Source organism: Microbacterium sp. 2FI, assembly GCF_005502885.1.
Taxonomy (GTDB): Bacteria; Actinomycetota; Actinomycetes; order Actinomycetales; family Microbacteriaceae; genus Microbacterium.
The window spans coordinates 1-14,586 of sequence record NZ_SCMR01000017.1; the positions used below are offsets into that span (position 1 = coordinate 1).

At 63.6% G+C, this 14,586-nt stretch carries 14 protein-coding genes and 1 pseudogene; 12 read left to right on the top strand and 3 right to left on the bottom strand.

The genetic code is table 11. The features are described from left to right. Together FFS15_RS18875 and FFS15_RS13350 are read left to right on the top strand one after the other, a co-directional pair. Positions 1 to 505 (top strand): annotated as a pseudogene (locus FFS15_RS18875) (hypothetical protein); the annotation flags it as partial. Between the two features lie 128 nt (positions 506 to 633). Next, positions 634 to 981: a hypothetical protein gene (locus FFS15_RS13350; RefSeq protein WP_137845538.1), complete on the top strand. Its 348-nt coding sequence runs from the start codon at positions 634 to 636 to the stop codon at positions 979 to 981. Positions 982 to 987: 6 nt separating this feature from the next. Here the strand turns inward: FFS15_RS13350 and FFS15_RS13355 are convergent, their stop codons facing one another. Next, positions 988 to 1,848, bottom strand: coding sequence for a DUF3800 domain-containing protein (locus FFS15_RS13355; protein WP_171013196.1), 861 nt, complete (start codon positions 1,846 to 1,848; stop codon positions 988 to 990). Between the two features lie 31 nt (positions 1,849 to 1,879). Beyond that, positions 1,880 to 4,009, bottom strand: a complete 2,130-nt coding sequence (locus FFS15_RS13360; protein ID WP_349290464.1) for a DUF6541 family protein — start codon at positions 4,007 to 4,009, stop codon at positions 1,880 to 1,882. Between the two features lie 128 nt (positions 4,010 to 4,137). Between FFS15_RS13360 and FFS15_RS18955 the strand changes: the two genes are divergently transcribed. The 10 genes from FFS15_RS18955 (at position 4,138) to FFS15_RS13410 (ending at position 12,775) form a co-directional block, all read left to right on the top strand. Further along, positions 4,138 to 4,551, top strand: a complete 414-nt coding sequence (locus FFS15_RS18955) for a type II secretion system protein (RefSeq protein ID WP_137845541.1) — start codon at positions 4,138 to 4,140, stop codon at positions 4,549 to 4,551. 79 nt (positions 4,552 to 4,630) lie between these two features. Continuing rightward, positions 4,631 to 5,056, top strand: coding sequence for a prepilin-type N-terminal cleavage/methylation domain-containing protein (locus tag FFS15_RS13370; protein ID WP_171013197.1), 426 nt, complete (start codon positions 4,631 to 4,633; stop codon positions 5,054 to 5,056). After that, a complete protein-coding gene (locus tag FFS15_RS13375) occupies positions 5,053 to 5,595 on the top strand; it encodes a hypothetical protein (protein ID WP_137845543.1) in 543 nt (180 codons plus the stop codon). The genes FFS15_RS13370 and FFS15_RS13375 overlap by 4 nt, the downstream gene beginning before the upstream one ends. Continuing rightward, positions 5,583 to 7,169, top strand: a complete 1,587-nt coding sequence (locus FFS15_RS13380) for a hypothetical protein (protein ID WP_137845544.1) — start codon at positions 5,583 to 5,585, stop codon at positions 7,167 to 7,169. The genes FFS15_RS13375 and FFS15_RS13380 overlap by 13 nt, the downstream gene beginning before the upstream one ends. Before the next feature lie 3 nt (positions 7,170 to 7,172). Then, positions 7,173 to 7,997: an A24 family peptidase gene (locus tag FFS15_RS13385; protein WP_137845545.1), complete on the top strand. Its 825-nt coding sequence runs from the start codon at positions 7,173 to 7,175 to the stop codon at positions 7,995 to 7,997. Positions 7,998 to 8,054: 57 nt separating this feature from the next. After that, positions 8,055 to 9,101, top strand: a complete 1,047-nt coding sequence (pilM, locus tag FFS15_RS13390; protein ID WP_137845546.1) for a pilus assembly protein PilM — start codon at positions 8,055 to 8,057, stop codon at positions 9,099 to 9,101. Further along, positions 9,098 to 9,754 (top strand): hypothetical protein, encoded by a 657-nt coding sequence (locus FFS15_RS13395; protein WP_137845547.1) that lies wholly within the window; start codon positions 9,098 to 9,100, stop codon positions 9,752 to 9,754. The genes pilM and FFS15_RS13395 overlap by 4 nt, the downstream gene beginning before the upstream one ends. Beyond that, the gene (locus FFS15_RS13400) at positions 9,754 to 10,401 is read left to right on the top strand and encodes a hypothetical protein (protein ID WP_137845548.1); all 648 of its coding nucleotides are present in this window, start codon (positions 9,754 to 9,756) and stop codon (positions 10,399 to 10,401) included. The genes FFS15_RS13395 and FFS15_RS13400 overlap by 1 nt, the downstream gene beginning before the upstream one ends. 24 nt (positions 10,402 to 10,425) lie before the next feature. Next, entirely contained in the window at positions 10,426 to 11,538 is a 1,113-nt protein-coding gene (locus FFS15_RS13405; RefSeq protein WP_137845549.1) for a type IV pilus twitching motility protein PilT, read from the top strand. A 145-nt stretch (positions 11,539 to 11,683) separates the two neighbouring features. Beyond that, positions 11,684 to 12,775, top strand: coding sequence for a type II secretion system F family protein (locus FFS15_RS13410; protein ID WP_249354058.1), 1,092 nt, complete (start codon positions 11,684 to 11,686; stop codon positions 12,773 to 12,775). A gap of 143 nt (positions 12,776 to 12,918) precedes the next feature. Here the strand turns inward: FFS15_RS13410 and FFS15_RS13415 are convergent, their stop codons facing one another. Then, positions 12,919 to 14,484, bottom strand: coding sequence for a GspE/PulE family protein (locus FFS15_RS13415; protein ID WP_249354060.1), 1,566 nt, complete (start codon positions 14,482 to 14,484; stop codon positions 12,919 to 12,921). Between the last annotated feature and the right edge of the window lie 102 nt (positions 14,485 to 14,586).

The window sequence follows — 14,586 nt, forward strand, 5'->3', positions numbered from 1 at the left end:
GCCCGAGCCAACTCCAGAACCTGAGCCCGAACCGACCCCTGAGCCAGAACCCGAGCCCACCCCCGAGATCGACAAGCCCGACCCGATCCTCACGCACAGCCCCTGGCTGCGCGAGGACCGCATGCCGCCGCCGGTCGTCTACCGCCCGCAGCCGGGTTCGTACACGCAGCAGCGGACGACCGGCACCCTGCCGGTGTCGTCGCAGAACGGAGCGGCGACGGCATCCCTCGTCCTTCTCGTGATCAACGTGATGGCCGCGGCCGCTGTGATCTGGTGGCTGGCCGACGCGAACCCCGAGGCCGCGCAACTGGTGAACATCGCCAACGGGGGAGTGCTGGTGGCCGCGTTCGCGCTGGCGATCATCGCCATGGTGATCGCGGTGCAACGCCCGACGCACAAGGGTCGCGCGGTGGTCGCGCTCGTGGTGTCGTCGCTGGCGCTGGGTGGCGTGATCACTTTCATCGTGATGCAGGTCATCGAGACGGGCTTGATTCCCGCTTTCTGACGACGGATGCTGCCGCCCTCCTGAACTCCGGTGATCGAGTGCCGCCGCGAAGCGCCGCCCCCACCCAGGGTCGCTGAGCGAGCGAAGCGAGACGAAGCGCACCCCCACCGGTCACTAAACTCCCACCCATGCGCGCCCCGCTCCGCTTCCTCACCCCGCTCCTCGCGGCTGCCCTCCTCACCGGCTGCGCCATCCCCACCGCCGATTCGAACCCCGTCAGCGAACTGGAGAAGGTCATTGACCTGATCCCGTGGGCGAAGTCGGTCGCCGGCACGGCGACATCAACCGAACTGTCGGCCCGCATCGACGAGATCACCACCAACCTCGACAGCCTCGACCTCGCCGCAGCCAAGAAGGCAGATCTCGAGGCACGCCTGACCGCGCTCAAGTCCTCGATCTCCACCGACCCGGCTGACCTCGCCACCCACGTCGCCGAGCTGAACGCGATCATCGACGAGCTCCGCGCCGCCATGTGACCGCGACTACAGCGTGAGCTTGCTCGACCGCGGCGGATACATCGCGATTCCACGCCCGAGCACGCGTCCCGACTTGTGGTGCAGCGCGAACTGGGGGAGCAGCGCGTCCCACAGCACCGCCAGCTCTGCGGGCGGTTCTCCGTCTTCGACGAGTTTCGTGACGAGGAACGCGGCGATATCGGCGATCTGGATGATCTCGCGGTCCCAGATACTCAGATCGGTGTCGACCCACAGCGGCTTGTCGAGCACGAGGTTGTAGTTCGGCACTTGAGTCAAGTCCTTCACGAGCGCTTGACGAATCTCATGGATGCCGCCGCTCTTGAACAGCGCCTCGTGCTGCGTCTGTTGATCGGCGACGATGACAGCCGACTCGCCCGCGTGGTGGTGCTCGAGCGTCAGGGTGATGTTCCGCTGCAGGTAGCTGTACGCGATGCCGATCGGATTGAGGTCGATGCCGCGCGCGACCACCTTGCGCTTGTCGACGACGTTCGCAAGCACCAGCGGACGGAAGGTCAACAGCGCGAGCGCGAGATCCCTGAGCATCGCGTCGAACGCCTCGAGGTTCTCAAGACGCCTCCAACCCTTGGGCGCTGCGTGAGCCTTGCCGTTTCGAAGTGCGCGGGCGACGTGCAAGAGGTAACGGCCCTTGATCTCGGTGTCGGCCCACACGTCGTCATCGACGACGCCGAAGTGCTTCGCCTTCAGCCGCAGCAGGTACTCGGCCAGCGGCTTACGCGAACTGTCTCGAATCCCGACGCCAGCGAGCGTGAAGAAGTTACCGCTGCCCGGCGCCAGCTCGGGGGGACTGGATGCTGGCACCGTCGCCAACGACGAGTTGCCGGTTTCGTCCACGTAGAAGATCAGCAACGCCGATTTCCTCCGCAATCCCGTGCAGCCACTAAAGCCCGCAGCCGACGACTCTGAAGAGTACAGCTGAGCCGACGCGGTCTGCGACCTCGACATTAGGCGAGCGCTCGAGTCCCGATAGTCCACCCCATACGGGGTCTACCGCCGCGACAGGAGCGCGTGTTTGGAGCACCCACCGAATCCCCAACGTGCGCGCAGCCCCGCATGCGGGATCCGATGGCGTGGCCGTACGAAAGCCCTGGTTGAAGGCCTCGACGTCTGCAGTCCGCGGGCTGAGAAGGTGCGGGAGGAGAACACGTCGTCCCGTGAGCGCGTACGCGAAGCTCGAGCCGTCGCGCGGGTTGCCCGCGATCAGGTCGCCTTCTGGCACCAGGCTGGGGATTCGGGCGATCAGTTCCCTGGCGTCGGCGCTCAGCGGCACGCGAACTCCGGGGGCCTTCTCGGTCGGATCAAACGACGCTCGCGTCATCGTGCTCACTGCGGCCATTGCCGCGCCTTGGGTGGCCACGATCAGGAGCACGGTTGCTGCGGCGCCGAGAATGACTCGACCACCTCCAGCAGGGATGTGAGGTCGTAGACGTGACCCTAGCCACGCCCACACCGTAGAAGCGCCGTATGCAGCGATGGGAACTACGGTCACCGCGGTCAAAGCGGCGAGCCGCATCGGGTCTCGGTACCAGGCGGCCGTCACGACGCCTCGGACGAAGGTATCGGGCCCAGCCGAGATGACGTAAAGGCTCAACCCCGCGAGCCACAGTGCGACCGCGGCGATTGAGCCGGTCCGCCGACTCCGGATTGCGCTCACCGCGCCGACCAGGCTCAAGGCTGCTACTGCGAGCGCTGGTGGCAGGTCCGCGAGCGAGAACACCAGCGCGGAGCCAACAGCTCCAGCAAGCGTCTCTAGGCCACTATTTCCCTGAAACGTGGGTCGGAACACCAGAAGAAACAGCAGAACCCCGGTGGCGTACGTGACCATCGCGAGCAGCACGATCAGCCGCGCGCCGCTCGAAGCTTGGGACTTGAACGCACGAATGCCGACTACGACCACGAGCGGAACCGAGAGGGCGACCAGCGTTGCGATGCTTGAGGGGTGGGTGCCAAGCAATGCGGGTGCGGCGCCGACGAGGATGATGACGCTTCTCCACCTGCCGAGCGGCTCACCGTGGGACAGCTTGGCCAGACTCAGTGCTGCAGCAAGGACTGCCGGGAGTAGCGCGATGCTCATGACCAACGGGTACGCGCCGATGTCGGCCACGAGCAAGAGCGGGAAGACCGGCAGCCCCGCCGAGACGACGCCAGCGGCGAGCATGAGCGGTCTCGAGTATCCGAACAGTTCGCGAGTCAGCAGGAGTGCACCTGCGGGCCATATGAGGCAAGCGACTGTCAGAAGGACCGCATTCGATGCAACCGGCACCGTCACGCCCGTGATCTGAATCACCAACGCGTTGAGTGCGTGCCACGTTGACGGATAGTTGCTCGACGACCCCGGCGCAGAGAGTTGAACCACGCCGTTCGGCGATGCGTCTAGCGTGTCGAGCACGTACCGTACGGCGTTGAGGTGGAACACGTTGTCGTGCTCCTGCGCAAAGAGGTCGGGGCTCCCTATCGCAGCGACGAGTCGTAAGCCAATGAGGATCGCTGCGAGGCCGATCGCGGTGGTAAATGGCTCAAGTCCATGCCACCTGGAGGTGACATGGACTAGCGGGCGGGTACGCGGGAAGAAATGTAGTAGGCCTGCCACGGCAGCACTTACGGTTAGCGACACGACCAAGACGGGCAATACGGACCACGGGACGAGGACCAGGGGTGCGACGAAGGCTGCGGTAGTGATCGCGGACATGCCGAACAACGATGAGGATGCTGCAAGCCATAGTCCGCGCAGTCGAAGCGCGATCGCTACGGGAGCACCTGCGAGGACGAGGATGAGTACGCAGACCAGAGCGGCCACCGCAGTCTCAGCCCACCCCACGTCTCCTCCGCTCACTGTTGTTTGACCGACATCGGATGTTACGTCAGCCGTGGGTGGAAATCTTGTGGTCTCCAGGGCATCGAGAGGGGCTTGGGAAATACGACCCGGTTCCTTGCCGATTCCTGAGCTAAACTGCGTTGACAGCGGGATGAGAGTAATCTCATGATCGATGGTGGGAGGGGATCCACGCACACCCGTTGCGTGTGTCTCGTTACCCAGCTCTGACGAGTCTGGGATCGTGCGACTTGCTATAACCTGCGCGCGCTTCGAGCAACAGTCCGGGCTGTCCTAACCATTCACAAACTGGGGAGACAGCGCTTATGCGTGCTTTCATCAAGAACCACATCGAGGCGGTCAAGGCCCGCCGCGAAGAGAACGGCGAGGGCGGCTTCTCCCTCATCGAACTCATCGTCGTCATCGTGATCCTGGGCATCCTGCTCGCGATCGCCATTCCCGTGTTCCTGGGACTGCAGGGCCAGGCCAACCAGCGGGCTCTCGAGACCATCACCGCCAACGCAGCTTCTCAGGCGGCTGCCGCCATGGCGCAGGACGGTCCGATTGTGGTGGCCGATATCCAGGCGGACTTCGATAACTTCCTCGGTGAGTCGAACGCCCCTGATGGGCTTAACCTCACGCTCGTAGCAGACGCCGGGGAGGAACTCGACTCGTTCTGTGTCACCGGAACGGCAACGGGCCTCGATCCCGCATACTCGGGACCGGGCTGCTCCTCCTGATGACATTGCTCGGCCGGGTCCCAACGGACCCGGCCGAGCAAGCGGGACAATCTTTGATATAGCTGGAGACAACCCCATGATGAGCAAGCAGGCCGGCGATGGGGGCTTCGGTGTCATCGAAGTGATCATCGCGATGGTGCTCCTTGCAATCATCGCAGCCGCCCTGCTTCCGCTCCTGTGGCACGGCGTCGTCCTCTCCTCACAACAATCCACCACGGCGACCGCGACGCGGCACCTAAATGCTCTCGTCGAGCAGGCTCGAGCGAATCCCACGTGCGACGATCTCGTGGACCTCGCGACAAGCCCTCCGACCGTCGAAGATGGCAAAGGCATCGAGTTGAGCGTCACGGCGAGCCTCACGAACGCCGGTGGTGCCGCCATCACCCAGAGCATCTGTGACGGAGCGACGCCGCCGGAGGCGGAAGTGCTGACGCTCACACTTGCGGTCGCGAAACCGGGGAACTCGGTCGTGGCTGCAACGACCGCGCTCGTCTACGTGCCATGAACGTTCAGGTGGAACGTCGATCGGACGAAGGTATCGGTCTCATCGAGTTGATCGTCACAATGATCATCGGCGGCATCATCACCATCGCGATCGTGAGCGTGTTCATCAACTCGCTCCGCACCCAGGAAGACGTCCTCAGCGTGAACGAGGCAACGAATCGGGGTCAGGTCGTCAGCTCGACGATCGAGAGGGCGATGCGAAATGCGCTCTTCTTTGAGGTGTCCGACGGTGGCACGATTCTGCGCGTGAGCACCTCACTGCAGGGCGCGCTCAAATGCCAAGGATTCCGCCTCACGGAGGGATCGGCGCAGATGACGACGTCCGCCGTGAGCCTCGGCAGCACGCCAGCGAGCTGGCCGGTGTGGAAGACCGGTCTCGCGCAGCAGGTGAGTACGCCTTTCTTCTTCGACGACCCCTTGACGGATGGCGTCGTCACATTCACCTTTGACGTACTGACTGAGTCCGCCCCGGTGACGTTTGCCGGCGAGGCGGCGATGCGCTCCACACCCGAAGGAGATAGTGACTCATGTTGGACTTGAACTGGTTGCGGCCGCGGGCGAGCCGTGATGATGAAGGCGCCGTGCTGGTTTCGGTCGTCGTCGTGATGATCGTTGGGTTCATTATCGCGAGTGTCATCGCTGCGTCAGTCATGTTCACGATCCGGGCCAACGCAACCAACGGGGATCGCCTCGATGCGTTCATCGCGGCCGAATCTGGCCGAGACGTCGCAGTCGCGGCCGTGGCCAACAGCTGCACAGTCACCGCACCCCTGACTGGCACCGGTCCTGACTTCACGGCGACTGTGTACACGACCACAGGAGCACAGCCGGCCGACAGCGATGCGGCGGGGCTCACGGCCAACGCCTGCCCGACGGCTACCACGACCTTCGTGGTCATCAACTCAATCGGGACGGGGGCTGACGGGGCGACTGCCGAGATCGACGCGATCTATCCCTGGACCGTGACGTACGAAGACCAGCCCGGAGGAACCGTAGCGTTCTTCGACGGCACCTTCACAACGACCAAGTCGGGGTACAAGGGCGACCTCGTCGTTCGCGACCCGGATGCCCTCTACTGGTGCAACAATTCCGGCACGATCGACGGCGACCTCTACGTGGTAGATGGGAACGCTAAATTCAGCGGTGGCTGTGAGGTCACGGGCAGCGTCTACGTGAACGGCACCGTCGAGATCGACAGCTCCGGTACCAGCATCGGCGGTGACATCATCGCGTCAGGGAACGTCTCGCTCGCCTCCGATGGCAACTCGATCGGGGGCAACGTTCACTCCGGCGGCATCGCGTCGCTCACAGGCACCGGGTCTACCGACGGCACTGTCGGTACGACTGGGGATGCAACGACTGGCGACGTGATCGCAGTCGGCGATGTGGACGTAGATCCCAAATGGAAGATTACCGGCACAGAGCAACCCGGGAGCGCGGCGCCTGTATTCTCTCCGACGATGCCGACGGTTTACGGTATGACGACCTGGCTGGACATGACGACCCAGAACTGGGACGCGGTCACCAAGGTCAACGGATCCTGCGGAAAGAATTACAACCCCGTCGGTCTGTTCAACGACGCGACGACCAGTCTCCAGATCGACTTCACGGGGTGCGGTACGGGCGACGTCGACCTCAAGCTCGGCGCAGGATCGGTCACAAGGGACGTCGTGCTCACTGTGCCCGCCGGCGGGAAGATGCTCGTGAACATCACCGGCAACCTCACGGCCCCGTCGGGTGAAAGCCCGCAGATCGCCTTCGTCCACGCCGACGCCGATCTCAGTCCCGTCGACGGCGAGAAAGAACCCACATGCGGCAACAATCCTCAAAAGGATAGCTTTGACGTTGCTTCGGGCCTCACGCTCGCCCCACGGATCATGATATACACGCCGTGCGGGCTCACCGGCAACGTCAAGGCGAGCTTCTCGGGACAGTTCTACACAGCGAATGATGGCAACCACACGATCAGTGCGGACTTCACCTGCGTCCCGATGTCTTGGCCACCATCTTTCGAGCAGCTGGGTTGCAAGATCAAGAGCTCAGGCGGCGCGGGCGGTGGGGGTGCTGTGCAGACTCTGCGGCTCGGCGAACTCGTGTACCAGACCGAGCGGTAGCCAGTGACTCCGCTTGAAACATACGTCGTCGTCGTTGCCGGAATCTTCGGCCTCGTCATCGGTTCATTTCTGAACGTCGTTGCGTATCGCGTGCCCGCAGGCGTCTCGCTGCTCCGCGAGAGCCGCTGCCCGAACTGCGATGCACCCGTGAAGCCGTGGCACAACGTCCCGGTCATCTCGTGGCTCGCGCTGCGCGGTCGCTGTGCGAGTTGCGCAACGCCCATCGCAGTGAGATATCCGATCGTCGAGGCGATCAGCGGAGTCGTGTTCGCCCTGGTCACGTGGTGGGTTCTCGGCGGGGGCGCCGGCGTAGCGGCGGGCTGGGCGCTCGCAACGCTCGTCACCGCGTATCTGTACCTCGCGGCGATCAGCATCGTGCTGACCCTCATCGACTTGGACACGCGAAGACTGCCGAACGCAATCGTTCTGCCGAGCTACATCGTGGGTGCTCTCCTGCTCACACTCGCTTCGGTTCTGAGCGGCGACTGGGGCGCGCTCGCCCGCGCAGGCGTCGGTGCCGCTGGGCTCTACGCGTTCTACTTCTTGTTGCGGTTGGTCCGTCCTGACGGGATGGGTGGCGGCGACGTGAAACTCGCCGGTGTTATCGGCCTCTATCTGGGATACGTCGGCTGGGGCGCACTGGCAGTCGGAGCCTTCGCCGCCTTCGTATGGGGTGGCGTTTTCGGGATCGCGCTGATACTCGCCAGGCGAGCGGGTCGAAAGACGGCGATCCCGTTCGGGCCGTGGATGATCGCGGGTGCGTGGACTGGCATCTTCACCGGTGAGGCAATCGCCCGCTGGTACTTAGGACTCTTCGTCACCGTGTGATGGGAGCGGCGCAAGCCGCCACGGTGGTGGACATTGGGGAAGGGAAGAGGTGAGACCATGGCGAGATCGCTAGTGGGACTCGAGATTACGGAGGAGAGCGTGCGCGCGGTCGAAGTGTCGACAGGACGCACGCCTGCGCTTCTCGCCGCCGGAGAAGTGCCGTTGCCGCGCGATGCAGCAAGGGACTCCGAGGTGATCGATGTAGGTTCCGTTGCCCTGGCATTGCGGCAACTCTGGACATCCGCCGGCATCAAGGGCAGGAAGGTGACACTCGGCGTCGGGTCTCGGCGAATTCTCGTGCGCGAGTTCACGACGCAGGCGATGGCACCCGAACTCCTGCGCCAGGCCTTGCCCTTCCAGGTGCAGGACCTTCTGCCCGTGCCAGCCAGCCAGGCAGTGCTCGACTTCTATCCGATAGCGCAGCAGGGCGATCAGGTTTCGGGTCTGCTGGTTGCCGCTGTGTCGGAGACCGTCGAGCAGATCATTGCCACGCTCGGAAAGGCCAAGCTCGAGGTCGACACGGTCGATCTCGTTCCGTTCGGCATGGCTCGCATCGCGCACAGGATCGCCCAGCCGGGTGAAACTGTCGCGATGATGCATCTGGGTGACCACACTTCGCATGTCGTTGTCGTGACGGACGGCGTCCCACGGTTCGTGCGCATCATCCCGGTCGACATCGCCACGACTGCCGCTCGGCGTGAGGAGAACGCCTATCCGGCGGGACCCGAATCCGAGTTCGAGGCAGTTCTCGAGCCGGCGGGAATCGGCGGCATCACTCCGCGCACGACCAGCACCCGCGCGTCCATTCGTTCGTCCGGCGCATCTGCGGTATCGGCGGTCAATGACCTCGTCGCGCGCTTGCGCAGCACGGTTGCCTTCTTCAGCGGGCGCGAGGGCTCCTCGCCAATCAGTGAAGTCATCGTGAGTGGCGCAGGCTACGCGGCGCCTGGAGTCGCAGATGCGCTTGCTCGAGCGTTCGATGTGCCTGTGAGACCGCTTCGACTCGACCAGATCGCGTCCGTTGGTCGACGTGAACTACCGGAGGAGCTCGCACTCAACTGTGTCGCCACGGTCGGCGTTCTTCTTGGGGAGGCAGGTCGATGACCAACGCACCAGCGCTAATCGCACGCCCGGGTATTCCGCGTGTCAATCTCATTCCACGGTCGGAGATCGAGAAGCGCGAGCGCGCAGCGCTCACTCGCGGCTGGATGTGGGGAGTTCTCGCAACCATCGTCGTGGCATTTCTCGTGATCGCCGCCGCTTTCGTTCTCAATTGGCTCGCCGACCAACGGCTCGCTGAGTCACAGGCTCGCACGAATGCACTCCTCACCGAACTCGCCAGCCTCTCGGATGTGAGCGCCGCTCTCGCGACGGAGAGCGCCCTCACCGACTTCCGGGCAGATGCGCTCGGCAACGATCTTGCGTGGGCACCTGTGATCGCCCAATTGGCAGGAGCCCTCCCTGAAGAAGTGGCCATCTCTGGGTTCGCGTTCGTGACCGGTGGCACACCACAGACGGCCGACGTGACGACCGAAGTCGGACTCGATGGCACATTGACTCTCACCAGTCCCAATGCAATCGACATCGCCGCGACGATTCGCAGCATCCGTTCCCTGGAGAGTGTGGCCGATGCGGACGGTCGACTCGTCACCTCGAGTCAACGGACTGTGGGACAGTTCACGTACGAGCTGTCCGTGACTTTTGATCAGTCGATCTACTCCGGCGAGTACGCCGAAGCGGAAGAAGGGGACGAGTGATGCCCAAGCAGTTGATCAACATCATCGGCATCGTCGTGTGCGTGGGGGTTATCGCGCTTGCCGTCAGCCTCGTCGCGTTGCCTACCTTCTTCCAGTCGTTGAGTACGACCGAGGCGGCGCAGCAGGTAGACCAGACGAACGCCATCTACCAGGCGCGGGTCGACGATCTGCGGGCCGAGGCGGAGCGTATGGACGAGATCGAGGCATCGGTAGCCGCGTTGCGAGCCGAGATTCCCGCAACGAACAAGCTCGATGACGTATTCGAATTGGTCGCAAAGGCGGCCACCGCGGCAAGCGTCGACGTCCAGTCCATCACGGCAGGGGCGACGGCTGCCTTCGTCGAGCGCGTTGCCGCGTCGCCCGTGGGGGAGGCCCCGGCACCGCCCGCCGAGGAGGCAGCCGCAGACGGCGCCGACACGAACGACGCGGGTTCCAGCGCCGAAACAACAACACCTCGCGACGGTCGCGAGCAGGTTGATTTCACGATTGCGGTGAACGCCGAGGAGCTATCGGAGGTCGTCGCCTTCCTCGACCAGCTGCGCACGGGCCCCCGGCTCCTCGGCAACGTCGAGTCGGAGGTCACGCCGACTGGTACTGGCTTCGCCGTCTCGGTATCGGCCCTGACTTTCGTCCTCCCGGAGAGCTGAGAGATGTCTACCGCACTAGATGCCATGCTTTCCACGGCTGCCAGCAGCCGTGCTTCTGACCTCCACCTCACGGGCGACGCGGTGCCGCTCATGCGTGTCGACGGTGACTTGGTGCCCGTGCCTGGCTACGACACGCCCATTGCTGCGTCGTGGATCGAGGCAGCCTCCTATGAGCTCATGTCACCTGGCCACCGCACCGAGTTCGAGGAGCGACAAGAGGTCGACCTGGCCCTCGCCGCGGACGGGATCGGGCGATTCCGGGTCAACGTTTATCGGCAGCTCGGCACGATCGCGGTCGCGCTGCGCTTCATCCCAGATCGTGTGTACACACTTGAAGAGCTCGGGGCCCCACCGATTGCGCGCGACCTCGCCCTCAAGCCCCGAGGTCTGGTTCTGCTCACCGGGCCCACAGGGTCTGGCAAGTCCACGACACTCACGGCGATGGTCGACATCATCAACAACACTGTGCCGGCGCACGTAATCACCATTGAAGACCCGATCGAGTTCCACCACACCAGCAAGCGGGCTCTCATTCATCAGCGCGAGGTCGGCTCGGACACTGCCTCGTTCCGTGAAGCCCTGCGGCGAGTGCTCCGCCAGGATCCCGATGTCATTCTCGTTGGCGAGCTCCGAGATCCAGAGTCGATTCAAACTGCGCTGTCTGCGGCCGAGACAGGTCACCTGGTGCTTTCGACCCTGCACACGCAGGGTGCCGCGAAGAGCATCAACCGCATCATCGATGTGTTCCCCCACGACCAGCAGCACCAGATCCGCTCCCAACTCGGCGACACGCTGCAGGGTGTCATCAGTCAGACGCTGATGCCGCTATCCCAGACCGACGGACGAACAATCGCAACCGAGGTGCTCATCAGCACCCCAGCCGTCGCGAACCTCATCCGTGAGGGTCAGGTCGCTCAGCTTTACTCTGCGATGCAGGCCGGCGCTGGAGTAGGCATGCACACCCTCGATCAGGACCTCAAGCGCCTCGTCGCCGAAGGAACGATCTCCATGAATGTGGCCAAGACGTACGCCGTCGACCCCGCGACCCTCGACGACGTCTACGTCCGGCCGCGCGACCTTGATGCGGAATCCTGGGCCCACCATTCCGGCGAATGGCATCAGGAAGCGGGGGTCTGAAATGGCCGTGATCCAGGAGTTCACGTATCGCGCTGTCGACCCGCGCGGGGGAGCAGTCGTGAAGGGGACGCTCGAGGCGTCGAGCGAGGCCGCTGTCACCGGAAAGCTCCGTGCGCAGGGGCTCACGCCCCTCGCTGTCACCCCGGTGTCGAAGACCGGTCTCAATGCGGAGATCAAGATCCCCGGCCTCACAAAGCATGTGTCCGCCAGGACGCTGGCCGTCTTTGCAAAGCAGATGTCGGGGCTCATCAATGCGGGACTGCCGTTGATGCGTACGCTCTCGATCCTCATCGAGCAGACCGAGGACAAGAAGCTGCAACCCGCGCTTATCTCCGTGCAGGCCGATGTCGAATCCGGGTCGTCCTTCTCGGCCGCGCTCTCGAGGCACCCCGACATCTTCCCGCCGCTCATGCTCAGCATCGTTCGGGTCGGTGAGACGGGTGGATTCCTCGGGCCAGCGCTCGATTCTCTGGCGACGAACTATCGCAAGGAAGCGGAACTGCAGAACAAGATCCGCGCCGCGACGACGTATCCCACGATCGTCCTGATCATTGCGCTGCTCGGTGTTCTCGCAATGGTGACGTTCATCGTGCCCGTATTCGAGGACATGTTCTCGAGCCTCGGGTCGGAGCTCCCGATACCGACTCAGATCCTCGTCGTGTTGTCGAACAACATGTGGTGGTTCCTCCCGACGCTCGGGCTGGCGATTCTCATTGGCTGGATCTGGTGGACCCGCAATCGGCATACCGAGCGTGTTCGCAAGGTCGTCGACCCGATCAAGCTGAAGATGCCCATCTTCGGGCCGCTCAACACAAAGTTGGCGGTTGCGCGCTTCAGCCGCAATCTGTCGATGATGCTGGGCGCCGGCGTGCCCATCATCCAAGCTCTTGGCATCGTCGGTCAGGCGTCGAACAACTGGAAGGTCGAGCAGGCTGTGCTTGACGTCCAGGAGTCGATCCGTCAGGGAAAGTCGTTCGCGGTGCCGCTCGAGAAGGCCCAGGTCTTCCCGCTCATGGTGCCCCAGATGGTGTCTGTCGGTGAAGAGTCAGGCACGCTGGTCGAGATGCTCGCGAGCATTGCCGACTTCTACGAAGACGAAGTCGAGACGGCAACGTCGCAGCTCTCCGCCACAATCGAACCCGTACTCATCGTCGGGCTCGGCATCGTTATCGGTGGAATGGTGATCTCGCTGTACCTGCCGATCTTCTCTCTCTACGGGGAGATCAGCAACCAATAGCAGGTCTCAGGCTCGTGCTGCATCCCCGCCCATCGGGTGCGCGGTACCGAGGCACCGCCCCGGGTGAGGCCACGGCCCCCGGGGCGGTGGCACTTCCTGAGTCCGTGTTTCGCTCGCTCAGCGACTTGAGAGTCGGCCAAGCATCAAAGGGAGACGCGAAGTACTTCCTCGATGGTCGTCAGACCCTGAGCGACCTTGCTCCAGCCATCGTCGCGAAGCGTGACCATTCCCTGCTCGATCGCGACCAGGCGCATCTCGGATCCTGTCGCTCGTGTAACCACCAACTGTTCGAGTTCGTCCGTCATGGTCATCACTTCGTGCAGACCGATCCGACCGCGGTAGCCCGTCCCTGAACACGCCTGGCACCCAGCGGCTCGGTACAGCTGCGGCGCATCATATGGATCGTGCGGGAACCCGAGTGCTGTCAGAACCTCGCTTGTCTCGGTGTAGGGCGAACGACAGCGCAGGCACAACCTGCGGGCGAGGCGCTGAGCGACGACAGCGGAGAGGGCCGTTGCCACAAGGAAAGGCTCGGAGCCGATCTCCGTGAGGCGGGTGAGTGCCGAGGGGGCGTCGTTCGTGTGCAGGGTCGACAACACGAGGTGGCCCGTGAGAGCAGCTTCGATCGAGATCACTGCCGTCTCTTTGTCGCGAATCTCACCGACGAGCACAACGTCGGGGTCGCTGCGAAGGATTGATCGCAGTGCCGATGCGAAGGTCAATCCGGCGCGGTTGTTCACCTGCACCTGATTCACGCCGGCGATGCGATACTCAACCGGGTCTTCGACCGTGATCACGTTGATGCGCGGGTTGGCGACGGTTCGGAGCGCCGTATACAGCGTCGTCGACTTTCCCGACCCGGTCGGACCGGTGGCGAGGATCATGCCGTGCGGACGTGAGATCGCATCGCGGAAGCGCTGATCGTTGATCGACGAGAAACGCAGGTCGCTCATCGCCATCGCCTGGCCGGAGTTGTCGAGGATTCGCATGACGATCTTCTCGCCCCACACGGTCGGCAGAGTCGCGACACGAAGGTCGATCGCGCGACCCTCGTGTTCAACAGAGAGGCGGCCATCCTGGGGCTTGCGCTTCTCGGCGATGTCGATGGACGACATGATCTTGAGGCGCGAGATAACGCCGTCCTGGATCGAACGATCTGCTCGCTGCATCTCGTGTAGCACACCGTCGATGCGGAACCGTACGGTCAGCTGCTTTTCACCGGGCTCGACGTGGATGTCACTGGCTCGGTCGTTAATGGCCTGCGTAATCAGCAGGTTGACGAATCGGACGACGGGCGCATCGGCATCGCCCTCCTCCAATGTCTCCGTGAAGGTGACGCCGGACGTCGTCGTCCCTGCGGACTCGCCAATCTGCTCCGACAGGTCGCTCAGCTCTTCGTCAGAGCGCAGATAGCGTTCGAAGGCGTTGCGCAGCGCATCGCCGGCGACCACGACGGCCTCGACCTGGAGGTCGGTGACGCTCGTGATGTCGTCGATCGCGATGATGTCGGTGGGGTCGAGCATGCCGACGGTCACCTTGGATCGAGTGCGACTCAGCGGGAGCATCTGGTACTTGCGGCAGAGCGCTCCCGGTACAAGCGAGAGCACATCGGGAGAGATCTCGATTTCGCTCATGTCGTAGAAACGGTGACCGGTATGCAAGGCAACGGCCTCGGCGACCTGCGCCTCGGTCACCAGGCTGGTGCTCACGAGCAGCTGCTGCAGCTCGGGCCCCTCACCGACCTGCGCCATGGCGGCTGACATGTCTGCGGCACGCACGGCTCCAGTGAGCACGAGCGTCTGCGCGAGTCC